At 39.0% G+C, this 23,681-nt stretch carries 24 protein-coding genes and 1 other annotated feature; of the genes, 9 read left to right on the top strand and 15 right to left on the bottom strand.

Features of this window, described 5'->3' with window-relative positions:
* Nucleotides 1-63: 63 nt before the first annotated feature.
* From AACH31_RS05195 to AACH31_RS05165, 7 genes are all read right to left on the bottom strand, one after another.
* Nucleotides 64-1,236, bottom strand: coding sequence for an alpha/beta fold hydrolase (locus AACH31_RS05195; protein ID WP_161831379.1), 1,173 nt, complete (start codon nt 1,234-1,236; stop codon nt 64-66).
* Nucleotides 1,237-1,331: 95 nt separating this feature from the next.
* Nucleotides 1,332-2,501: an aminotransferase class I/II-fold pyridoxal phosphate-dependent enzyme gene (locus AACH31_RS05190; RefSeq protein ID WP_161831381.1), complete on the bottom strand. Its 1,170-nt coding sequence runs from the start codon at nt 2,499-2,501 to the stop codon at nt 1,332-1,334.
* On the bottom strand, nt 2,498-2,977 hold the full coding sequence (locus tag AACH31_RS05185; protein WP_161831383.1) for an Lrp/AsnC family transcriptional regulator: 480 nt from the start codon (nt 2,975-2,977) through the stop codon (nt 2,498-2,500). The genes AACH31_RS05190 and AACH31_RS05185 overlap by 4 nt, the downstream gene beginning before the upstream one ends.
* Nucleotides 2,978-3,017: 40 nt before the next feature.
* Nucleotides 3,018-3,246, bottom strand: a binding site (T-box leader).
* A gap of 142 nt (nt 3,247-3,388) precedes the next feature.
* The gene (locus AACH31_RS05180; protein WP_161831385.1) at nt 3,389-3,538 is read right to left on the bottom strand and encodes an MFS transporter; all 150 of its coding nucleotides are present in this window, start codon (nt 3,536-3,538) and stop codon (nt 3,389-3,391) included.
* Nucleotides 3,526-4,455, bottom strand: coding sequence for an MFS transporter (locus AACH31_RS05175; RefSeq protein WP_161831387.1), 930 nt, complete (start codon nt 4,453-4,455; stop codon nt 3,526-3,528). Before AACH31_RS05175 ends, AACH31_RS05180 begins: the two co-directional genes overlap by 13 nt.
* Nucleotides 4,456-4,608: 153 nt before the next feature.
* Nucleotides 4,609-4,845, bottom strand: coding sequence for a zinc ribbon domain-containing protein (locus AACH31_RS05170; protein WP_161831389.1), 237 nt, complete (start codon nt 4,843-4,845; stop codon nt 4,609-4,611).
* A gap of 137 nt (nt 4,846-4,982) precedes the next feature.
* A complete protein-coding gene (locus tag AACH31_RS05165) occupies nt 4,983-6,335 on the bottom strand; it encodes an MATE family efflux transporter (RefSeq protein WP_161831391.1) in 1,353 nt (450 codons plus the stop codon).
* A 240-nt stretch (nt 6,336-6,575) separates the two neighbouring features.
* Between AACH31_RS05165 and AACH31_RS05160 the strand changes: the two genes are divergently transcribed.
* On the top strand, nt 6,576-6,725 hold the full coding sequence (locus AACH31_RS05160) for a hypothetical protein (protein WP_202618710.1): 150 nt from the start codon (nt 6,576-6,578) through the stop codon (nt 6,723-6,725).
* A 105-nt stretch (nt 6,726-6,830) separates the two neighbouring features.
* Here AACH31_RS05160 and AACH31_RS05155 read toward each other — a convergent pair whose 3' ends face one another.
* A complete protein-coding gene (locus AACH31_RS05155) occupies nt 6,831-7,112 on the bottom strand; it encodes a DUF503 domain-containing protein (RefSeq protein WP_161831393.1) in 282 nt (93 codons plus the stop codon).
* Between the two features lie 212 nt (nt 7,113-7,324).
* Here AACH31_RS05155 and AACH31_RS05150 point away from each other — a divergent pair, with 212 nt between their 5' ends.
* Nucleotides 7,325-7,477: a hypothetical protein gene (locus AACH31_RS05150; RefSeq protein ID WP_202618711.1), complete on the top strand. Its 153-nt coding sequence runs from the start codon at nt 7,325-7,327 to the stop codon at nt 7,475-7,477.
* 37 nt (nt 7,478-7,514) lie between these two features.
* Nucleotides 7,515-8,660, top strand: a complete 1,146-nt coding sequence (locus tag AACH31_RS05145; protein ID WP_161831395.1) for a DEAD/DEAH box helicase — start codon at nt 7,515-7,517, stop codon at nt 8,658-8,660.
* A gap of 81 nt (nt 8,661-8,741) precedes the next feature.
* Here the strand turns inward: AACH31_RS05145 and AACH31_RS05140 are convergent, their stop codons facing one another.
* From AACH31_RS05140 to AACH31_RS05130, 3 genes are all read right to left on the bottom strand, one after another.
* Nucleotides 8,742-9,755, bottom strand: a complete 1,014-nt coding sequence (locus tag AACH31_RS05140; RefSeq protein ID WP_161831397.1) for an aromatic acid exporter family protein — start codon at nt 9,753-9,755, stop codon at nt 8,742-8,744.
* Between the two features lie 23 nt (nt 9,756-9,778).
* Nucleotides 9,779-11,221: a cardiolipin synthase gene (gene cls / locus AACH31_RS05135; protein ID WP_237658883.1), complete on the bottom strand. Its 1,443-nt coding sequence runs from the start codon at nt 11,219-11,221 to the stop codon at nt 9,779-9,781.
* Nucleotides 11,222-12,037: 816 nt separating this feature from the next.
* The gene (locus AACH31_RS05130) at nt 12,038-12,490 is read right to left on the bottom strand and encodes a YaiI/YqxD family protein (RefSeq protein ID WP_161831401.1); all 453 of its coding nucleotides are present in this window, start codon (nt 12,488-12,490) and stop codon (nt 12,038-12,040) included.
* 279 nt (nt 12,491-12,769) lie between these two features.
* Here AACH31_RS05130 and AACH31_RS05125 point away from each other — a divergent pair, with 279 nt between their 5' ends.
* Nucleotides 12,770-13,186, top strand: a complete 417-nt coding sequence (locus AACH31_RS05125; RefSeq protein WP_161831403.1) for a hypothetical protein — start codon at nt 12,770-12,772, stop codon at nt 13,184-13,186.
* A 156-nt stretch (nt 13,187-13,342) separates the two neighbouring features.
* Entirely contained in the window at nt 13,343-14,776 is a 1,434-nt protein-coding gene (locus AACH31_RS05120; RefSeq protein ID WP_161831405.1) for an alanine/glycine:cation symporter family protein, read from the top strand.
* A 448-nt stretch (nt 14,777-15,224) separates the two neighbouring features.
* On the opposite strand, the gene AACH31_RS05115 is transcribed toward AACH31_RS05120, so the two are convergent.
* Complete coding sequence (locus AACH31_RS05115) at nt 15,225-15,644, bottom strand: DUF3888 domain-containing protein (RefSeq protein WP_161832557.1); 420 nt, start codon at nt 15,642-15,644, stop codon at nt 15,225-15,227.
* A 142-nt stretch (nt 15,645-15,786) separates the two neighbouring features.
* Here AACH31_RS05115 and AACH31_RS05110 point away from each other — a divergent pair, with 142 nt between their 5' ends.
* Entirely contained in the window at nt 15,787-16,020 is a 234-nt protein-coding gene (locus tag AACH31_RS05110) for a hypothetical protein (protein WP_161832556.1), read from the top strand.
* A 423-nt stretch (nt 16,021-16,443) separates the two neighbouring features.
* On the opposite strand, the gene AACH31_RS05105 is transcribed toward AACH31_RS05110, so the two are convergent.
* Complete coding sequence (locus AACH31_RS05105) at nt 16,444-16,872, bottom strand: EamA family transporter (protein WP_161832555.1); 429 nt, start codon at nt 16,870-16,872, stop codon at nt 16,444-16,446.
* Between the two features lie 77 nt (nt 16,873-16,949).
* The gene (locus AACH31_RS05100) at nt 16,950-18,035 is read right to left on the bottom strand and encodes a radical SAM protein (RefSeq protein ID WP_161832554.1); all 1,086 of its coding nucleotides are present in this window, start codon (nt 18,033-18,035) and stop codon (nt 16,950-16,952) included.
* Nucleotides 18,036-18,236: 201 nt separating this feature from the next.
* On the opposite strand from AACH31_RS05100, the gene AACH31_RS05095 reads away from it, so the two are divergent.
* The 3 genes from AACH31_RS05095 (at nt 18,237) to AACH31_RS05085 (ending at nt 21,443) form a co-directional block, all read left to right on the top strand.
* Complete coding sequence (locus AACH31_RS05095) at nt 18,237-18,917, top strand: response regulator transcription factor (protein ID WP_262953585.1); 681 nt, start codon at nt 18,237-18,239, stop codon at nt 18,915-18,917.
* A gap of 89 nt (nt 18,918-19,006) precedes the next feature.
* Nucleotides 19,007-20,182 (top strand): sensor histidine kinase, encoded by a 1,176-nt coding sequence (locus AACH31_RS05090; protein WP_432766972.1) that lies wholly within the window; start codon nt 19,007-19,009, stop codon nt 20,180-20,182.
* 502 nt (nt 20,183-20,684) lie between these two features.
* Nucleotides 20,685-21,443 (top strand): Rpn family recombination-promoting nuclease/putative transposase, encoded by a 759-nt coding sequence (locus AACH31_RS05085; RefSeq protein WP_338618094.1) that lies wholly within the window; start codon nt 20,685-20,687, stop codon nt 21,441-21,443.
* Nucleotides 21,444-21,761: 318 nt separating this feature from the next.
* Here the strand turns inward: AACH31_RS05085 and AACH31_RS05080 are convergent, their stop codons facing one another.
* On the bottom strand, nt 21,762-23,669 hold the full coding sequence (locus AACH31_RS05080) for a carbohydrate-binding domain-containing protein (protein WP_262953587.1): 1,908 nt from the start codon (nt 23,667-23,669) through the stop codon (nt 21,762-21,764).
* Between the last annotated feature and the right edge of the window lie 12 nt (nt 23,670-23,681).

Below are 23,681 nucleotides of genomic sequence, written 5' to 3'. Positions count from 1 at the left end.
CTCAAAAGGTGTCGGCTTATTTAAACATTTCGTGATTCCTGTCATGACAGCTCCTGAAATTTTTCACTGTAACAAGTTAGAAATGACATCCCCAACCGTTTGCTCTTCATCAGAAGCCTCGTTAGTGTGCGCTCCTTTAATTTTTTCTTTCATCCAATCATACATCTTCGTCTCATCCTCTACCGAAAAGTAATGAGCTGAATGTTCAAGAACTAACAATTCTTTTTCACTCGACGACACTTGATTCATAAATTCCTCGACTAAGGAAACCGGACAAATATAGTCATCCGCTCCCGTTACAAAATAAAGCGGTATTTGAACCTGCTTGATTTCTTCAATCAAGTTAACCTCTTGCAATTGCTTCCAATAGTTTCCCTGATTCAACATCTTATCCGATGCTTGAAATAGTGTATCATAAGCCTCCCCAATAGATAAATCTGGACACGCAAAGACTTGATAAAACCACTGTAACACATTCACATTCGGAAGCCCCTCATTCCATTTCACATAAGCATTACTTTGTGTTAACAACTCCTGAAAGGCCTGTTGACTACTCTGCTTCTCATAAGGGGGAAGCCCAAGTTGCCGCAGTTGCGTAATAAAGTGATGGTGGCCCGTTGTTTCAAATTCTTCAAGCAACCACTCATAAAGCAATCGTTCAGAAGCCTTTGGATTAACAACTTGTGACAAACCAAAATAGCCTGCTAACTGATCCGGTAAAGCTTTCGCAAGTCGCAGACCCAATACACTTCCCCAAGAATAACCTACCAAATAAATTTTATCTTGTTCAAATTCCTCTCTTAAATAGGCAATTAATTCTTTTGCATCCGACTCCAATTGTTCATACGTAAAATCAGAGTCCCCTTTCTGATCACTGAACGTCTTCCCAGCACCCCGTTGATCCCAATAAACAACATTACAGTGGGAACTGATCGTCTCAATTTGATGACGGCCACTTATGCCGTATGGAAGCGAGAGTCCGGGTCCCCCATGTAAAAAAAGGCAAACGGGATTATCCCGATTTTCTCCCTCAATCGCAATGTATTGAGAAATTCCACCTAAAGAGACTTCGCGCATTTCACTAATCCCACCTTGTTTGTTCAGTTGGTCAGCTTGTGCTAACGTGGATTGAAAGGAGAGTTGTCGCATAACAAAAAGGCCGCCTATAATAATTAAGAACATCAATGAAACAGAAGCTAATAAATGAAGCACCGTTTTAAACAAAATTTTTCGCAACAACATCCCCCCCCATCTCAATCTCTTACAAACGTATGAAAGGACCGGTTTAAATATGCCAAAAGCTCTCACAAATCATCGGAGAGCTTTGAGCACTATTTTTTTAATTGAGTTAAAAAACGTTCAATTCGCACGAGTGCCTCTTTAATATCTTCGTATGAAGCCGCATAACACGCACGAATATAACCTTCACCGCATGCACCAAAGGCATTTCCTGGAACTGCTAATACCTTCTCACTCAGAAGTAATTGTTCACAAAATTCATCGCTTGATAATCCTGTTGACTTAATACATGGAAAAACATAAAAAGCCCCTAACGGTTCGAAACAATCAAGTCCTAACTTTCTAAACCCATCGACAAGAACACGTCGACGGCGATTATATTCCTTAACCATCATTTCGACACTTGCATCGCCATTTCGCATCGCCTCAATGGCAGCATATTGTGACGTAGTTGGCGAACACATAATCGCGTATTGATGAATCTTTTTCATGGCTTGAATTAATGTTTTAGGCCCACAGGCATACCCTAACCGCCACCCTGTCATCGCATATGCCTTTGAAAATCCGTTAATTAATAACGTTTGATCTTTAACTTCTTCAAAACTTGCGATGGAAACATGTTTCGTTTCGTACGTCAGTTCTGCATAGATTTCATCTGAAATAATAACAATATTCCGATCTTTAATCACGTCAACAATGTCTTGGAGCTCTTCTTTTGTCATAATGGCTCCTGTTGGGTTATTTGGAAACGGCATGATCAGCACCTTTGTTTTTGGCGTTATCGCTGCTAATAGCTCTTCCTTTGTCAATTTAAATTCATTCTCTGCTTTTAGTTCAATCACCTTCGGTGTCGCCCCTGTAAAAGTCGTGCATCCTTGGTAAGCAACAAAACTTGGTTCAGGAATAATAACTTCATCTCCTGGTCCAACTAGGGCGCGAAGCGCTAGATCAATCCCTTCACTTCCCCCAACGGTCACCAAAATCTCATCTTCTGGATGGTAGCTTAACTCAAAACGTCGATGTAAGTAACGTGAAATTTCATCACGCAACTCTAAAAAACCTGCATTTGATGAGTAATGGGTATGTCCTTTTTCAAGCGAATAAATCCCCGCTTCTCGAATGTTCCATGGCGTGACAAAGTCTGGCTCTCCAACACCTAAAGAAATAACCCCTTCCATTTCATGCACCATATCAAAATATTTACGAATCCCCGATGGGGGCATTTTTTTTACGCGTTCTAAAATCATGTCTTCCATCATCATAAGAAAATCACCTCGCGATCATCAAATTCTCGTTCTTTAAAAATGGTTCCGTGCTCTTTATATTTTTTAAGGACAAAATGTGTTGAACAACTAAGCACATATTCCTGCACCGCTAATTTCTCTGATACAAACATCGCGACGTCCTTCATTGTTTTACCCTCAACAATGACCGTTAAATCAAAACCGCCTGACATTAAATAACACGCACGTACTTGATCAAACTGATACAAACGCTCCGCAACTTTATCAAAGCCTTCACCACGTTGAGGAGTTACTTTCACCTCAATCAAGGCCGTTACTTTTTCCTTCCCTGTATTTTCCCAGTTAATCAACGTTGTATAGCCCGCAATGATGCTACGCTCCTCATAATCACGAATCGCCTCGCGAACTTCTTCCACCGTTTTTCCTGCCATAACGGCAATTTCTTCATCCGTATAACGACTATTTTGTTCTAAAATCTCTAAGATTTCTTCCATGACATGACCTCCTTTTTAAAATAAAAAAAGCCTTCATCCCAAAAGGGACGAAGGACAACTTCGCGGTACCACCCTCATAAGTCATCGTGCGATGACCCACTCGACACCCGTAACGTGGGCAACCGGCAACACCTACATTAAGAAAAATTCTTAGTTCTCAGTGCGCAATTCAAAGACTGCTTCCATTTAATGACTCTTACTGAATTTTCACCCTCATCAGCTCGCTAAAAAGATCGCTTAAATGTACTCCTTCTTATCATCATCTTTACTATTGTTAACTATTATAACGAGAAATCCCTCACTTGACAAGAGTCAATCCAAACTTTTTAATTTATCTTTCACTAGAAAGGGACGCTGAAGCAATCAAAGAATCTTTCCACACGCCAACCGTCCAAACACTTGCCCCCATGATTAAGCTATCACAATCATCCAAGCATACGAAATGAATGGGGCAAAAACAGCGGCTAAAAAAGAACCCAGTGGAATCATCCCCCAAGTTAAAGTCGTCATCATTCCATTCATTTCCCCTCGAATCGTTGATGGAACCTTCAATTGCCACACCGTCGTTCGGCTGTACTCCCCACACTTCGTGCAAATAAAGAAAGAGATTGTCCCATCACCAAAAGAAACATCCAAGCCTTCCCTAAAGGAAGAGCTATCAATAAAACACCAATTCCACCTAAGAGGGGCATCAAAAACATCGTCCTGTTCAAACCGACAACTTGAATGAAACGACGAGATAAAACAGCTCCTAAGATCGCTCCTATCCCACTAATCGAGAGAACAAAACCGCTCAATGACTCTCCTAAATTCAACGACGTCATGAGATAAAGAAGAAGAATCGTTTGATAAAGTGACATGGCTAAATTAAGTGTTGCCGTTGTCAATAAAACAGCCCGGAGGGAAGGCTCCCTCAAAGCGAGCTTCACTCGACTGAAAAAATGAGTGCTAAACGGCTCAGTCCCCTCATTTATCTTCACTTCTTCACGCTCTACTGATTTAATCGTGCTTAACATCCCCATTCCTACTATTAATAACACCGAAAGAATCAGCAGTGACACGGGCACTTGAAAAGAAGAAACCATCATCCCACCTAAAAGCGGCCCCACTAAATTGGCGACAGATTTTGTTCCCTGAATACCCCCATTCACTTTCAACCACTCATTACGACTAAACAACTCAGGAATCCAAGCACCCATTGTTGTTTCCTTACTCACTACTGCCACACCCATCCCTAAAACAATCAAAAAATACTCCCACTTAAAAAAAGAGTCGACTCCGATGGACAGTGAGCATAAGATAAGTAAAAATGAGGCCACACCCAAGGCAATTAAAATCAATCGTTTCTTCCCAAACCGATCAGCAAGCCTTCCTAAAACATAGCTAAACAATAAATAGCCGAGACTAAATAACATGGTCGCAAAAGAAATTTCAGACGTCGTTAACTGCAATACTTTCAATCCAACAATCGGAATCAAAAACTAAAAATCTCACTCACGATACACCGTAGGGACTCCTCTAACAAAAGGAGAGATCCTATTTTATTAAAGAACATATAGATTCGCCTCCCTCAGGCTATCATCAATCAAATAAAATCTTTTATCCTATAACTAGCTAAACTAAAGACACTTCTATTGCATCAATGGACCTTTCATTACGTCTCTCAACACCCAACGCTTTAATATCGGGAACCATTCACGCATGGCTCTTCTTACGCCTTCCTCCGTCAGATTAGAAATTGCAGCGGCCGTATGAGGAACACAAATTCCAATCATTTCTTCCATTGTTCCATTAAACGTAAACCCTCCGTTTTCAAAACAATAAGAACCATGGTCTTCATTTTTACTACCATCTGCATTCACGTCCATTTACCTAACCTTCGTGTTTAAAATTGATGTTACTCTCACGTCACACCATTTTCCTTTCATAAAAAAAGCTTGTAAGGATGCGACGCTCCGCCTCATCTTTACAAGCATGATATGAAAATAGGATGTAGAATATACTACTAAGCCATATCTTTGACCATATTATTCATCCATTTATTTGATTTAAATCGGTGTCTTAAAATAAAGAAACGAAGGACCTCTTCTAACGTCGAAAGGAAAATCACCGAGGAAATCGACCATTTCAACCAATAAGCGGCGATAAATGCCAGCGGGATTCCGACTAACCACATCGATAACCCTTGGGCAATTGATCCATATTTCGCATCGCCTCCACCTCGTAAAATTCCGACAATTTGCACCCCGTTATAAACACGCGGCAACATAAAAATCGCATAAATAATTAAAATCTTAATCGCATCCGCTCGAACTGTGTCTGACACATTGTACATTAAGACAATGGCAGGTGATAAGGCCGCAAGCGTCACCGCCATCACTAAACCAACAACAACAGATAAACGAATAATCTTCTTCGCATATAAAAGCGCCTGTTCCTCACGATTGGCCCCAATTTCATTTCCAATAATTACAACCGACGCATGGGCCATCCCGAAAATAACAATCGTAAATAAATTTAGAATCGTCGACGTAATTTGTGTCGTTGCAATCGCATTGACCCCGATATGACCATAAATCATCGTATACGTCACATTCGCCAATCCCCAACACGCCTCATTTAACACAACCGGTAACGCCGTTTGATATAACAATTTCACTAACGGAAGTTCAATGGTTTTAAAGTCTTTGAAACGAAGACGCAAAGGCTTTACTTTAATCGTGACGACGGTCAAAATAATCGCACACTCCACCACACGTGCCACAAGGGTCGCCATCGCTGCCCCTTTCACGCCAAGCGCAGGCGCCCCTAATAAACCGAAGATTAAAATCGCATTTAAAACGCCATTGACAATTAAACCAACTAAACTTCCCCACATCGGCAACGCACTATTTCCGATACTTCGTAAAGCGCCTGCATACACAAAGGAAATGGCTGAAACAAAATAACTAAAAATTGAAATGCGTAAATACTCACTTCCTAAACGTACAACATCGGGATCCGTATTAAACAACCCGATAATTTTTTGTGCCATTAAAAAGCCCACAACCATGAAGACAACCGCAAAGGCAGTTGCCCCAAGTAATCCAAGCTTTAACACGGCATGAATCTTTTCTTCATCTCGTTTTCCCCATAACTGGGCAATCAAAATGGCGCAACCTGCACCCACGCCCATCACTAACAAACTATATAAAAAATAAAATTGATTCGCCACCCCAACTGCCGCCAATTGGACTTCACCTAAACTTCCAATCATAACCGTGTCTAACATATTAAGCGATGTCGTAATTAAATTTTGAATGACAATCGGCAAGGTTAAAATAAATAATCGCTTATAAAATGATGTTTCTTTTTTCATCGTTCGCCTCTTTCCTCTCCATGTGTTTTTTTTAGTATTGACCATTTTACATAAAAAATCCCCCAGTTTGAAGTTTTTTCAAAGTGGGGGTTCAACACTTATAATGTAATTTTTACACTCTCATAGACAATTTATTATATCTAAAATTTATTAAATAATCAATCTTTTTTAACGAACCACTAGGATAAATCGACATTTTTCGGTAAAATAATAATAAACTAAACAAAGGAGACGTTCACTATGAGCCAAACCAAGCAAGCCATCAAGGCCCTACTCGAACAAAAAAAACAACAGACGGCAAATCAAAAAACGCAACTTATACCAAGCCGTGAAATGGTCAAAGGACAAAAAGGAAAAAGTTCACGCAAAAAAGCCGGTGTTTTAGGCTAATTTATTTAGGCAACCTTGATCAAGGTTGCCTTTTCTCATGCTCGAAGCATTAATTTTACTAACCCCAAACGAATGATTTCATTTTATGGGTTTCTCCTGTTCCATTTAAAAAATATCTTTAATGACTTCCTCCACACTCACATCATAGTTAGATTCTATAAAATTAATGACGTGATCTAAAACAGAATGCAACGTTGCTTCTGAATTAGATCCTGTTGTCACGCCTAAAACTATTTGTTGATGGACATCAAGCGCCCCAACCTCATGAACCGATACATTAAACTGATTTCTAATCTTCGCGACCAAACTTCGAACAATCATCCGCTTCTCCTTTAAACTCGTGACAAATGGAACACCGAGCGTCACTTCTAAACAACCAATTTTCATTTCAAACCACACCTTTCATTTTTTTTCATCAGACATTAATCGTTGCCTTTTCACACACCGCCCGCCTAAGCCCACCCTTTTATTCTTACCACTGACACCCCTCATCCAAAAATACTTGTCGGTTTTTGTATAGATAAAACGTTGTAAATGGTATAAAATAAAAAGAGGTCATCCAAAAGAATATCATTAGTTTATATGGAGGAAAATGAATTATGACAACAAATATGGAGTTAATGAAAAAAATCATTGAAGAAAAACGACAAAAAACGAAACAACAAGATAAATTAAAGCGACCAGATAAACAAATTGGTGAAGCACGCAAACGCATTAAACGACACAAAGGTGGCGGACTATTCGATAAATAATCTTGTCGCACCCAACTTTAATTAAAGGAGAACAACTATGTCTTTATCATTTGAAACACTTCAATTAACTCCTTCTCTGATTGAAGGATTAGCAAAACAACAGATTACAACCCCAACTCCCATTCAAGAACAAGCCATTCCCCTGATTTTAAACCACCAGGACCTGATTGCTCAATCGCATACCGGAAGCGGGAAAACACTCGCCTTCCTTCTTCCCCTTTTTCAAAAAATCGATGTAACCAAACGCGAGATGCAAGTGTTAATTTTAGCCCCAACGCATGAGTTAGTCATGCAAATTGATGCCCAAGTGAAGTTATTAGCGGCTAACTCGGGTGAGCCTGTCACTTCAACAACGATTATTGGCGGAGCAAACATTGATAAACAAATCAAAAAATTAAAAGAAAAACCACACTTCATTATCGGTTCCGCAGGGCGAATTTTAGAACTCATCAAAAAGAAAAAAATTACGGCCCATACCATTAAAACGATCATCCTTGACGAAGCAGATAGCTTACTTGATAATACAAATACTAAAACGATCCAAGATATTATTAAAACAACGTTACGTGACCGTCAATTATGCTTATTCTCAGCGTCAATTAGTTCACAAACAGAAGAGTTAGCGAAAACATTTATGAAAGAACCGGTCGTCTTAAAAATGACGGATCGTATTTCAATGAATCCGAATATTGCTCATTTTTATTTAAAAGGCGATCGTCGAGATAAATTCGAATTATTACGTAAACTGATCGTTGCTGAAGATCCAGAACGTGCCCTTATTTTCGTTAACCAAAACGATTCCATGCAAGAAATTGCAGAAAAATTAAATTATCACCAAAAAGAAACGTTTATGATGCGTGGTAATATAAAAAAAGAAGAGCGAAAACGTGCATTAGACGCCTTCCGCAGCGGTAAAATCAAACTTTTAATCTCTTCTGACCTGACCGCACGTGGACTTGACATTCCCGCTGTGACTCACATTATCCACCTTGACTGTCCGTCAAATCCAAATGAATATTTACATCGTGCCGGACGTACCGCCCGCGGATTCTCTGATGGAAAATCAATTTGTATTATTACCGATAAAGACCTTAGCACTTTAAAAAAATACCAAAAGAAATTTGATATTCAATTTGAAGAAATGCAAGTCAGCCACGGTCAATTTATCCCAGTTAAAAAATAAATAAAAAAATCATGTTCAACCTTTCATTGAACATGATTTTTTTTACCCTCCAAACTCCGCAACTCGTGATAAATTCATTATTTATTTTTCATCCAAAGAGCAAGACGCCTCCGGCTTAAATTTCTGAAGTTGTTCCTCCGTTAAATTCATCACAAATTGACGCTTAATTTCTAAGAGGTGTTTGACATCATTCAAGTATTGAAACAACATGGCGCGATTTTCAAATTCTTCGCGTGTTTTTGGTAATGATTGATTTCTGAAGATGTGAAGCACTTGTGTTGTCTCAACCATGAGCTCATCTGTCGTATTAAATTCATGCAAACTACTCGCAATATGCTCGGTTAAATCCGCCAGTAAAATCGATTGATCGAGTGTCATCTGCAACTTTCCAAGAAGCTGACGCATCCCAATTAAAACTTGATATTGCATCAGCCTCATTTCCATATATTGTGCATAATACGTCATCTCATCATATAAATAATTTTGACGATTGTGCTCAGCCCGTACCTTTGCTAACTCTAACTGATCCGCAAGTGATTGAAACAATACTTCCTCATCAATTGTCACGGAACGACTACGAATCGTTTTGGCCAGACAAAACAAAACTTTACGAAACTGCTCCTCAATTGTAGCTTGATCGTGTTTGATCTGTTGAACCATTTTGGGCATATAGAGATTAAAGATTAACGCAATGCCAGCACCAATAGCGACTAATAACAGTTCATTGACGAGTAAATTCCAATGGATGTATCCCTCACCGAGCACATGCGTCACTAAGACAGAGCTCATGACAATCCCATCACTCAATTTAAATTCAACCGCTAACGGAATAAATAGCAGTAAATACAGACCAAATGAAACCGGATGAAATCCGAATGTTACAAAAAGAATCCCACTCAATAACAGAGCGAGTACAGTTGAATATAAACGTAATTTCGCTATTTCTACTGATTTTTGCTTCGTATTTTGCACGCTTAACACCGTAATAATCCCTGCCGATAGCGCGTATTTTAATCCTAGTGCCTGCGCCACTAAAATAGCTAGGGTTGCCCCTAGCGCCGTCTTAATGGTTCGCATCCCTAAACGATACTTCATTTAAACTTCTCCTTTTTAAAACCTTACATAAGCATGGATAAAAGACGATACACTGACTCTTCCGCTTTCATCCACCACGATTTATTGTTCTCATCTGTCAAATCTAATAAACGGCACCGTTGCTGGTCCGCTTTAAACTGCTCAATTAGCTGATGGGCAACTGATTCGTGATAAATAAATGCCGCCAACTCAAAATTAATACTAAAACTACGAACATCCATATTGACGGACCCAATCGTCGCTAATTGACCATCAATAACCATCGTTTTAGAATGTAAAAAGCCATCGTAAAAATAAACCTCAATCCCCGCTTCTAATAGTTCTTTAATATATGAGGTCGTGGCACGGTGGACGAAATGATTATCCGGGATAATTGGAATCATAATTTTAACGTCAATTCCCGAATGAGAAGCAATTTTTAATCCATGTAAAAACTCACTATCTGGAATAAAGTAAGGCGATTGAATCCAAATGCTTTCCTTCGCCATCGTGACCCACTTAATATAAGTCGCACGCATGTGGTCCCGTTCTTGATCCGGTCCATCATAAACAAGTTGTAACTCAATTTCAGCATCCTCGTGATCTTCTTCGGGAAAATAACGTGAAAGATGCGTTTTAATCTGTTCTAAATCTGACAGACGTTCAATAACAGCTGTATAGTCCTTTAAAAACCGAAGTTGTAATGAACGAACAACCTCTCCCGTTACACGGACGTGGGCATCTCGCCAAGGGGTAAACTTCGGATTTTTCGATAAATACTCATCGCCAATGTTCATCCCGCCAAAATAACCAATCTTCCCATCAATAACAACAATTTTACGATGATTACGGTAATTCCAATTGAGGGTAAAAATCTTTAACTTTGCCGGGTAGTGTTTGACAACCATCCCCCCAGCCTCTTTTAGTGGACGAAATAAAGAAGCAGGCGTCATAAAGCTGCCCCCATCGTCATACACAAGTCGAACTTGTACACCTTCGCGTGCCTTCTGTGTCAATGCTTGAATCAACCGTTCCCCACTCTCATCCCCACGAATAATAAAGTAAAGAACATGAATCGAATCTTTGGCATTTAATATATCCGCAAGCAATGCCTCATATTTCTCCTTTGCATCGTTAAAATAGGTAAATGTCTTTGCCCCCATCACCAGTGATTTATTATAATTTAAATTAAATATTATAAACGATAAATAAGGAAAATGAATGCGTCGATTCATCAATTTCTTCAGTTGCCACTCCACCGTTTCCTGATATTCCCGCTCCTCTACCTCATCGAGAAACGTCGCTTTTTTAGCCATGATTGGACCATGACCAAATAAAAGATACAATAAAAATCCGATAAACGGAATAAAGGTCATAATTAATGTCCATGCAATAATATAAATAGGTTCATCTTTGCGCTTAAAAATCATTCGTAAGATGGTCCATAAATTGATAAACTGTATCACAAAAAGTGATAAAGCAATCATCCACGTTAGCATCACACAGCCGTTGCCAAAAGATTATAAAACTCTATCCTTACTTGTTAGGTCCTCTGTTCACCGTTTCCGATTTAATATTTTCACAACAAGAACAAATTTTAAACGAAGGATTGCACTTATTAGCTTCTACGAACTCGTCCCGATACTTTTCACCGTTATAGTGAATTTAGCGCTTAAATGCATAGGAGACTTGCTTTTAAATAGCTTTTGATAACCGTTTATTTCTCATCATACCAAGAAGAGTTGAAATCTCTATAGCAAGACGAGAAGGTTTGGTTTTCACTCTCTAATTCGTTATGAGGTGAAGTAGGATGACTTCTTGTTTTTTTACCACCGGTGTCGTCATCGAATTTCACGTGCGAGTTTTATAATATTTGCTGTTTTAACAAATTGACAACGGGTTTCACCTCCTTTTAATTATTTTTATTCCTTCTATATTTTCAAGAAATATGTTTTTGAAGTCGTTTTAAACGCCTCTCTCACTTACGAACGACGGGTGTTTGATGGATATTTTTAAAAACATGTGCGTCACTGCAAACAACTAAGTCTTTAATGACCATCTTCATTCCAAAACTGGCGTCCGTTAAGTAGATAGTTTCTCATGCTTATTCAAATCCAATTGATAAGTCCTCATATTTCCCATCTTGATCATATGAGGATTCGGATATTTTTTATGGGAGGTTGTCCATTGGTTTGAATCCCCCCCCTTTTTTCAAGCAAGCCAACTTTTTTTAACTTTTAATTCAACCTGACATTTTAGTCTCAAAAATACTATTATACCTTAAATTTCGCCATTTGATAAGTTTATCTAGAACAGGTTTCACAAATTTCGGTCAAAAATGTCGTCAACGCTTTTACAAAATGAGCCGTATCTTCCTTTGAACGTTTCCTAGGACCTTTCACTCGCTCACCCGCTTGCCTTAATTTCTTTAATGTATGCCGACGATAAAGCAGTTCATCAATATTATTTTCATCGTACTGCCGTCCATTTTGATTCAATGCATAACCACGCTTGGCTAACACCAACGCCGCTAAGCCATAATCTTGCGTAATAACCAAATCGCCAACTTCAAGTCGATTCATAATCTCGTAATCAACAGCATCCATCCCCCGCATGACCGTCACAACTTCTACCCCGTCAAAAAAAAATTCATGGGCCACATCGCAAACAATCACAACAGGAATCAAAAAAGCAGTCGCCACCTCAATCGTTTCCTTCACTACCGGACATCCATCCGCATCAATATAAATCTTCATCTTGCCCGCTCCTTTTATCAACCATTAACCATAATATTCTATTGTAGACGAAAATCTTTTTCTTTTATACAAAAATATGGTTCTTTTTTCTTCTTTATCCCTTGTTCCTTAAGATGCTCCCCTTAACCTTTCTCCTTAGAAATCGAATAAAAAAAGCAACTTACTTTCTTTCCTCATTCATCACACCAAATTTTTAAATTCCTATATTGAAAAGTTAAAATAAGAGTGTTATAATGCTTAGGCTTATAATAAAAACTAGTAGAAATGCGAAGTGAAAACATGAAAAGTTCAGCTATTGAAAAACGTATTGTTAAAATTGATCAAGCCGTTCAAGCGATGAATATTGCTAAAAAATATTTAACGAATCATGATGAAATTAAAGCGGTTGTCTTAGAGTTAAATCGTGAGCGTCAACTATTAGTCAACGATTTATACCGCGATGATAAACAAAACTATACCACTGTTCGTGAACATTTAGAAACATTAATCGATAAGCCACTAGATGCAACGATGCAAAAGGAGCTCCTTGAATATATTAAAGAGGTCTTTGGGCGTCAGGCAGCAACAGACGGTAAAACTGCAACAGGATTAAATGCCTGGTTAAAAAAATTAAATGTCACATGTGAATGGAAAACAACTCCTGATTCAGATTGGGCAACACTTGTTCTCACAGGATTTAAACCTTTCCAAAACTAAATGAAAAGAGCAACTTCTTTCTTGCAAGTTGCTCTTTTTAAATTGGCATTTTTTTCATTTTGTTTCTTTCTTCTTCCATTTTCATCAATTTTACGATATACTTATTGGCGGGAGTGTCAGAATATGACAATAATATAACATCAAAAGGAGGACATTATGGAAATGTTACAAGTTATCGGGGAAAAGATCTTAACCTTCCTTAATGCAATTATTAGTTTTGGAAATACGTATATTGGTACGTACTTACTCATCGTATTACTGCTCATCGCAGGATTTTATTTCACTTTTAAGTTGAAATTCGTACAATTTAGAATGTTTAAAGACATGATTAAATTACTCGGAGATGGTGCCTTACAATCATCAAAAGATGGAAAAGTTTCATCTTTCCAGGCGTTTTGTATTAGTACTGCCTCACGTGTTGGAACAGGAAATATTGCAGGGGTTGCCTTAGCGATTGCCGTTGGTGGAGCAGGATCTGTGTTTTGGATGTGGATTATCGCCCTTATTGGTGGTGCTTCAAGCTTCGTCGAAAGTACGCTCGCACAGATTTATAAAGTAAAAGATGCTTCTGGTGCTTACCGTGGAGGTCCCGCTTATTATATTGAAAAAGGATTAAACAAGCGTTGGCTTGGATTACTCTTCTCTATTTTAATTACGATTACCTTTGGATTTGTCTTTAATGCCGTTCAGGCCAATACCATTACAGAAGCATTCCAAACGGCGTTTGGAATGGACAAATTATTCATGGGAATTTTACTTGCGATTATTACCGCGGGTGTTATTTTTGGTGGTGTTCAACGAATTGCGAAAGTTTCAGAAATTATCGTTCCTGTATTAGCTGTCGCTTACGTTCTTGTGGCCTTATTAGTCATCGTTTTAAACATCACAAAGATTCCAGCATTAATTGGTCTGATTATTTCAGAAGCCTTTGATTTTACATCATTCGCCTCAGGTGCCTTTGGTGTGATGTTTATTCAAGGGGTTAAACGTGGATTATTCTCAAATGAAGCCGGAATGGGATCAGCGCCAAATGCAGCCGCAACTGCTGAAGTTAGCCACCCAGTTCAACAAGGATTAATCCAAACACTTGGTGTTTTTACAGATACAATTTTAATTTGTAGTTGTACAGCTTTTGTTATTTTATTATCTGGAACACACGCTGATCCTAATTTAACAGGAATCCAACTGACACAAGCTGCATTAACTTCACAAATCGGAGTAATTGGAAACTACTTTATTGCCCTTTGTATTTTACTTTTTGCTTTTAGTTCTATTATTGGAAACTATTATTATGGAGAATCGAATATCGAATTTATGAGCACGAAAAAAGGGTGGTTAATCGCCTACCGCGTTGTTGTTGTTGCAATGATTATTTTCGGATCTCTTACAAAGGTTGCCATCGTATGGGATTTAGCTGATTTATTTATGTCATTTATGGCGATTGTCAACTTAATTGCTATCTTATTACTTGGTAAATTTGCCTTTAGAGCGCTACAAAATTACACGATGCAACGTAAACAAGGAATTCAAAACCCAACGTTTAAAGCTTCAGACATTGAAGGCCTAACAAACGTTGATGAATGGAACTAACCCTTCAAGTTTAATTGAATGATCTAAAGAAGGTCCCCTGATTGGGTGACCTTCTTTTTAAAACGGCTCTTTGTCAAATCGTGTGGGTGAATAAAATCTATATATGTAATCAAGAGGAGTTGGTTCTTCCTGACTTTGGGTGATAAAACGCTTTACCTGATATAATGAAAAGATATCTTATAGGCGGAAGAAACACATTTATTTTAGCATTCATAAAAGAGTGGCATAAAAAATTAAATTTAGATGATACACAAAATGATGATTTAATTCATATTGATTCTGAAAAGGATGAAGAATTAGAGAGTGAAATGACGCTTGAAACATATGCTCGGAATGTTGGTTATATGAATTATGTAGGGTTTTGAAAGAAAAATAAAAAAAAGTAGAAATATTTCTACCTTTTTTTATTATTTAAATTATGCAATATTATTATGTTGTATACACATTTTTAATTTTCTGTTGGATGATGTTCGAATTTAATTTCTTTTATTTTTAATGGGGAAAAATTAATAATATCGTATACTGCTATATTATCGTCGTATGGTTCACTATGCGCCCCAGCAAAGGTTTGAAATTTCACTGTTAAACGATAATTAAATGGTGATGGATAATAACCTCGTTCAATTTCTATAATTTCAAAATTCCAATATTCTCGTTGATTTTCACCATAAATTTCATTTATTGATTTTTGTATAGAATCAAATAATAGTAAATCTAGTATTCGATTGTATTGTGAAAGTTTTTCTTCATTTGAGAGATGACTAAAAAATAAATTTTTATTTTCAGCTAAAATTTTAGTTGAGTTATAATTTAAAAATAAAGAAATTGAAATTAATAATAAAGACAGGATGTTTTTTGTTTTTTTCATTTTTTTCCTCACTGTTTGATGATTTTAAGATAGTGTTCATTTAGAATGGATATTTATATTATACGCTTTAATATAAAAACTATGGGAGTTGTTATTATAAAAAGCAGATTGTTATTAACATTGAGGTTAGTGGTTATGTTGGTTGTTTTTCTCAGAAAATGATATAAATATTAAAGTAGCAGTTCGTTATAATCAAGATGTTAATGCTTATAGTGGAACCAATCGTACTGCTTCTGGTAAAGTTCCGGAAGTTGGATATGCATCAGTCCATTGGGTAGGAAGTAATCGGCAAAATCCAATAATCTCTTTTGGTACATATATTTATATTGATAGTAATAAAGAATTACCTTGGAGAAACCATTTATCTCCAAGGTAATTCTTTGTACTTTTTGGGTGGGAGATTTATGAGATTTTATAATAGGAAAATAATAATACCCTTTATTTTTTGTTTTTTTTATAGTTTGTATAGGTTATTATTTTAATTTAAATCTTTCAAAAAATAATACTTCTCTTTCGTTGAAGGAAGCTTATGAATTAGCATTTAATCAAAGTAGTGAAGAAGATGTTTATCTTCATACTATGACGAGTGTTGATTTAGAAAATGTTTTTGATTTAAAAGGTGAAGAAAAGTTAATAGACAGTTCTTAAATATTAATATATTCTTGTGAAGCTTTTAAAAATTTAATCATGGGATAGAATGGGCTTCAGGTCATCATTTTATGTTAAAAGCCCTTCATTTTCAAACGAAAATGAAGGGCTTTTAACATACCAAACGAATAAGCTAATGCCGTCTCACCTGTTAAGCTAGCGCTACAAATACGGTCCCAATTGCAATTAAAACAACGCCGATGATTCCCTTCATGGTTATTTCTTCTTGGAAGATCAGCAACGAAACAACAACGGTAATCACAACTGATAATTTATCAATGGGCGCGACCTGCCATGTTTTTCCCGTTTTCAATGCGATGTTTAAAAATAACCATGAAAGTGCCCCACAAATTCCAGCCCCTATTAAAAATGCAACATCCCGCTTGTACATCACAAGCTCTTTTAACTGGTGAAAGTCGCCCCGACTGAACGAAACGGCCACTAAAAATATAGCCATAATAACTGCACGCACACTCGTGGCTAACCCCGGCGTTAAATGATGAATCCCGATTTTTGTAAAAATCGTCACGAAACTTGCACTCACTGCGGCTAATAAAGCAAAAATCAACCATTGTGCCATAAAAAAATCACCTCTTTCTCTCTGGAGGTGATTATATCAAACAAAGCCCCTTATTTCTAGAACTCCATTTAGGTCTTTTATCGCATCAAGCGAAGCACCTGAATTAATGGCTGATTCACAGTTTGTGTCGTTGTTACTCGTGGAAAAACAAGGACTTGATCTTGTCCATCAAAACCATAGTGAAAGGCCAATGAACCAACTGCGCAACGTTTAGTCATCTGATCCGTTTCAAGTAAAACGGTGACGTATGGGCGGGTTTGACGAATAAAGGAAATATGCTCCTCTAAGTCTTTGAGCGCCTCATGACTCCATGGCGCCTCCGTTTGCCGTAATGAAATGACATAACCATTCAAACGCGAACCTTTACGAATGAGCGGTAAAATAAATTCATCTGTTGTCACCTGCGCGACATTTTTGGGTGTCACTGGCGTTAAAATACCGAATAAAATGCCGTTTGTTTTCATGATATCAAGGGAACGTAAAACCGTTTGTTGTGTCGTTGAATCCAAGGCTTGGGTCCCCTCTAAAATAACGAGCGGTAACACATTTCCAAGTTTTGCGATGCGTTGTGCAACAACTGAAGTCACGGCAAGTCCTGTTGTTAAGACGATAAACTCGACATCATCATAAGCTTCATACACACTAAATAATCGTTCCTCTAAAAATGGGTCCCCTCCTGTTAACACCACGATATGAACACCTAAGTCCCGTGCCTCCCCTACTAAACGATGAACCTCAGAGACAGGCATCACATTTCCCGGTTGAGGTCGACAGGTACAACCACGCCCCGACAGCGGACACGTCATCCCAAGGTCTAACACTAACGCATTAGGAATCGCGACCGAATACTTTTTAGACATCTCCTCACGTGTTGAAATTCCCTCCCACAACTCCTTCACCGCAACATTTTGCAAAAAATGATTCAAACACGTTTTATTCGTATTATACATCATATTTTTGACGTATCGTTTAATCGCAGGATGCGTATCATAATACATTTTAATTTGGTCAATCACACCCTTAATCTGCGGATCGGTGATAAACGTTCCCGACATTTCATACAACTTATCAACCCCGTTATCCGGGTCTTCTTTCAAAATTTCAACAATATTTGCAACGATAAAATTTTTAGGTAACAAATTCATATTATTTAAAAAATTCATCATCTCTTCCACCCCATTTTCCCATCGATAAAACCTATATTCATTTCATTATATTGTCGATTTTTTTGATTCATACCATCTGTTTCATGATTTGCACAAAAAAAATTAACAGTCTGATGGCGACAGGAATAACGGCTACCGCCCCTCTTTTTTCAGAATCCTTTAAGAAATGTGTGATAAAATGAAAGTGAGGTGATTAAAATGCGACTTTTATTAGTTGAAGATGAACGTCATTTATCGGATGCCATTGCCCATCTGTTAAAAGCGAAAAAGTATATCGTCGACTGTTGCTACGATGGCGAAGCCGGACTTGAATATGGACTCCGTGGGATTTATGATGTCATCATCCTAGATGTGATGCTCCCTAAAAGAAATGGATTTGACGTATTGAACATGATTCGTCAGTACGATGTAACGACCCCTGTCTTACTTTTAACTGCCAAAGATCAAGTTTCAGATAAAGTCCATGGTCTTGATTTAGGCGCTGATGATTATTTAACCAAGCCGTTTTCAACTGAAGAATTGCTTGCCCGAATTCGGGCCCTACTACGTCGGCAAGGCAACGTCTTAACGGAAGATTGCCTTCGGTTCAAAGAAACGTCTCTTCATCTTTCAACCCACGAACTTTGCCATGGGGAGAAAAAGATTCAACTTGGGCTAAAAGAGTTCAACTTGATGAGTTGTTTATTGCATCATAAACGGCAAATTGTCACGAAAGAGATGCTCATCGAAAAGGTTTGGGGATATGATGCTGATGTCGATTATAATAATGTTGAGGTGTATATATCCTTTCTAAGGAAAAAGCTTCAATTCATAAAGTCTCCTCTTATGATTAAGGCTGTCCGTGGCGTCGGCTACACGTTAGGAGGAGGGGAGGAGTGATTCCACATTTAAAACGACGTTTTCTTCTCATCCATCTCTCCATTTTACTGACCGTATTTTTATCTATTTTTATCAGTACCTACGGTTTGATGTCCAAAGCTGAAACGAGGCAAGCGCTAAAAATCATGGAAGAGTTGGCAAGAAACGATGGAAATCTTCCACCTCCTTTGATGAATGAGCCGAAAAAATGGGGACCCTTGAAAAAATCTCCTTTTAATCCATTACTGCTTCAATCAAGCTTCATTTTTAAAATCAATGAAGAGGGACAAATCGTCGCCTCTATTTCCCATTTGCCACCCGATACGTCCATCGAATCTCCGCAGGAACTTGTTGAAAGGGTGCTAGCCAAAGATAAGGAAACTGGAACCTTTTCCTTTGAGGGGTTTAAATTGCGTTATCTTATCCAACCACGACCGGACGGTGAAAAGCTACTTGTCTTCTTAGACCGTTCCGCCGAATTGGCAACGTTGACACAACTGACGATGATTCTTCTGGCCATTGGTGGTCTCTCACTCATTGTCCTAACCATCATTAGCTACTTTTTAGCCAACTGGGCCATTCGCCCCATTGCCAAGTCTTATGAATTACAACAACAATTTATGGCGGATGCTTCCCATGAATTAAAAACACCAATTGCTGTCATTAAAACAACACTCGAAGTGCTAACCACTCACCCTAAACAGACCATCGAGGCCTCAGAAAAATGGATCAATTACCTTCAGACAGAATCCAATCGGATGGAAAAGCTCGTAAATGATCTCCTTTTTTTAGCGAAAAGTGATAGCCAGGAAATGGAGATGACGCTTACCCCATTCTCACTCAGCGACGCTCTCATGACCGCGATTCTTCCACTGGAGTCAGTAGCCTTTGAATCCCATAAACAATTAGCGCTTGACATCGAACCTGAACTGATCGCATATGGCGATGTGACACGAATCCAACAAGTCGTCGTTATTTTACTCGATAATGCCATTAAACACGCCTTAGATGGTAGCACCATTCACATCTCTCTCAAACGACGTCCTTCTGTTTATGAACTGACCGTCCAAAACACAGGAACAGTCATTGCAACTGAAGATCTTCCTAAAATCTTTGATCGTTTCTATCGTGCCGATGCGTCGCGCACACGAGAAACAGGCGGTCATGGACTTGGACTCGCCATTGCTAAATCCATTATCACGGCACACCACGGAAATATTTTCGCAACCAGTACTTCATCTGGAAAAACAACCTTTGTTGTCACCCTACCTATCAAACCTTCCTAGACACAAGATAACGACTCTTGATTAACTGAGAAGAAAAGCGAACTGCAAAACCTATCATCGGGAAAAATTGATCATCCATGAGATGACTCCGTTTCTCCCCTTTTTATAGCGAAAATCAAACTCATCAAAAAAGGACCCCTACTGTTTACAACGATAATGTATCCTCCATTGCTAGGGCAGTAAAAATGATGCATTCAAATCTATTAATCGAACAATTGAAACAATTAGAGGGAGATGGGAAAGACGTGGGTTCCCTGCGCCAAGTAGCGAAAGCTCTTGGCTATCCTCCACTAGTAGGGCTGGGTTCCCTGCGCTAAGAAGTGAGTGTAACGAACTCTTAGCTATCCTCAACTGGTAGGGAATGGACCTGTGTTATTACCGCCGACCATGGACTTTGTGTTCAAGGGGCTGTTTGGAAACGGGTCCCCTGCGCTAAGGAGTGAGTGTAACGAACTCTTAGCTATCCTCCTTTGGTAGGGCTTAGAAAAGACCAGAATTATTAATTTCATTTTTAAACGCTGTTTTACTTCCAGATGAACCGATTACTTCGATTACCTTTAAGGATCGAGTACTCGATAAACAATATAAAAATGATAAGCTCGGATCGTTAGATATTTTAGCTACAACAAACAAAGGGGAACTGATTAATGTTGAAGTTCAGGTAGCAGATGAAAAGAACATGATTGAGCGTAGTTTATATTATTGGAGCCGTTTATTTTCTGGACAACTTCAATCCGGAAATCCGTATCAAAAGCTTGGGCGAACGATTTGCATTAATCTCCTCGACTTTAATTTACTCGATACGCCCGAGTATCATAGCTGTTATGTTCTAAAAGAAAAAGAGCGCAATGAGATACTTAGTGATTTATTAGAACTTCACTTTATCGAACTTGATAAAATAAAGGATATAAAGCAAGCAAGTGACATTAAAACGCAGTTAGAAGCGTGGCTTGAATTTATTAAGCATCCAGAAAGTCAAGTGAGCTACGAGTTAGCCCGTCAAGATGAAACCATTCGTGAGGCAAAAGATGACCTCCTAATTTTAAGTTGTAATGAGCAGTTCCGTTTATACTATGAGGCACGTTTAAAAGCTTTGCTTGATGAAACGAGTCGTTTACAAACCGCACGCGATGAAGGCATTGAACAAGGAAAACTAGAAGTCGCAAAAAAACTATTATCAACGGGAATGGATATTGAATGTGTGTCGGAAGTGACAGGAATATCGATAAACAATGTTAAAAATCTCGTCCATACATCCTAGCATCTATCCCTAACATTGAGATTGTTTATCATGAACCTTCTAACGAGAAGGTTCTTTTTTCTTTTCGATGCTCAAAGATAGCACTAGCTTGAAAGAAAGGCTCATTTTAACCCCCGCATCGTTTTAATCCTTTTTTATAACTGTAACTCTATTATTCTTACGATGTCAAGATGGGGATAAGTAGGCACAAAGTAAATGACTATTCACGTTGCACATTGATAACATTTGAAATCTTCTCCTTAACCTCCTCACCTCTCTAACTCTCCTTCTTACCACAAAGGCAGTCCGCATTCATCGGACTGCCTTTATTCATTTCGTTTAAAAAGAATTTAACGTAGGGGTTTTTAAGTCCGAATTCATTTCCATTTTTGGATGATCCTTTATTTCCGGTGCTTCCCTCATGTCTTTGGTCCCTCTCATCCCAGGTCCTTCTTCCATTCCAGGGCCGCGCATCCCATCACCAGTTAAAGTCCCGTTACTCGTAATCAAATCTGAAAGGGCGACTTGGAATCGTTCCTCTCCTTCGGTGTAGGTTCCGTCTTGATACACTCCGTCTGTCGCCTCTACCGAATACGTTCCCCCACTTAGCACACGATAGGTCGATTCCATCTTAAGGTCGGGTGAACTGATGATCAGGACCTGTGACGCTTTCGACGGAGAAAAAGTCACGATTTCTGCCCCCTCTTCGGACTGAATGTGAATCAACTCGCCACTTTCAAATGAATCTTGAATCACCAACGTCGGTTGCGTTGAAGTCTCGCTCGGAGTTTGCAGCATTCCGACACCTCCTGAGGCTATCAACTGTCCCCCTTGAAGATCAAATGTCTCATCAAAATCAAGAATGCCATCATGTCCACTCGTCGGCCCTTCAACAATGACCACACCGCCCGTCATGATGATTGAGCCATTTGCATCTAAACCATCTCCCGAGGCGTTGACGTAAAGCCATCCACCATTAAGTTCAATCCATCCCGATTCGCCCTCTTGTTGTGATGTTGTCGTTGGATTAAAAAAAGACATAAATCCAGAGCCATCCATTCCACCCGCGGCATTTATCCCATCATCGGTGGCGACTAATCGAATCACCCCATCATTGACTCGGACGACTTGACCTTCTAAACCTTCATAAGACGTTAAAATATCAACCGTTCCACCATTCACTTCAACCGTCTCATCTGCATGCAACCCATCATCCCCCGTTGAAAGTGTCACCTCTCCCCCATTCATCCATAATGAGCCGTTCGTGTGCAACGCATCATCCGCTGAATTAATCGTCAAACTTCCGCCTTCAATCACTAACTCCTGGCCTGCTTTCAAACCTTTAGCGCTAGGAGTAGTAGCCGTCTCGGCCGTCGCCGAGGCTCCACGATTAAAAGGAGGTTGCGACGTCGTTTCCTTTACCGCGCCTGCTTCATATCCACCACCCGTTTCAATCTTAAACGTTCCACCCTCGATGACTAACTTCGTTTGAGCCTGAATTCCATCTTGCTCTGCCACTAAATCAAAATCTCCCCCACGAATCGTAATAAATCCCTTCTCTTCATCTGCCTCTTGATCCGATTGAATGGCATCTCCCTTCGTCGTCATCTTAAACGTCCCCTCTTCAATGACAACTGAATCTTTCCCCTTTAGCCCGTGATTAGCCGACTCGATGACAAAGTTTCCATCCTCAATCACCAAATCATCCTGACTCACAATGCCATTATACGTCTTTGCATCCACCGTTAAAGAACCCGTCCCCGTTATCATTAAATCATCCTGACTAAAAATAGCCGCCTTTTCTTCCTTACTCACTTCCTCCCCATCATTCATGACCATTTGATGGGAAATAACATTTTGTGTTCCCTCCATTAGCGTGATCGTTGTCTTTGCAGACTGCGTGATTAAAATAGGCGCACCAGTGGTGGAAGAAATCTGAGTCTCATTCAAAACCAAATTCACTTCTTCTTGATTGCCAACTTCCACTTGAATCTGACCATCCTCAAGCGTTCCACTAATTAAGTACGTTCCCGCCTGTGTAATCCTCACGGTTTGGTTCGACGCCGTCGCCCCCTCCCCATCAATGGTAATCGTTTCTCCTAATTGGATGGCAGTCCCTTCTGTTAACGTCGATGACAGGGAATCTTTTATTTCGTCCGCCGAAGAAGGGGAATCCTTTACCCCCTCACATCCAGCGATTAAAGCTAGACTTAAAAACATACCTCGGTAAATTCGCTTGTTTTTCATAACAAAGGCTCC

This window comes from Turicibacter faecis, assembly GCF_037076425.1.
Taxonomy (GTDB): Bacteria; Bacillota_I; Bacilli_A; order MOL361; family Turicibacteraceae; genus Turicibacter; species Turicibacter faecis.
Note: the sequence above shows the minus strand (reverse complement) of the source record. Positions and strands in the feature narration are given on the sequence as shown.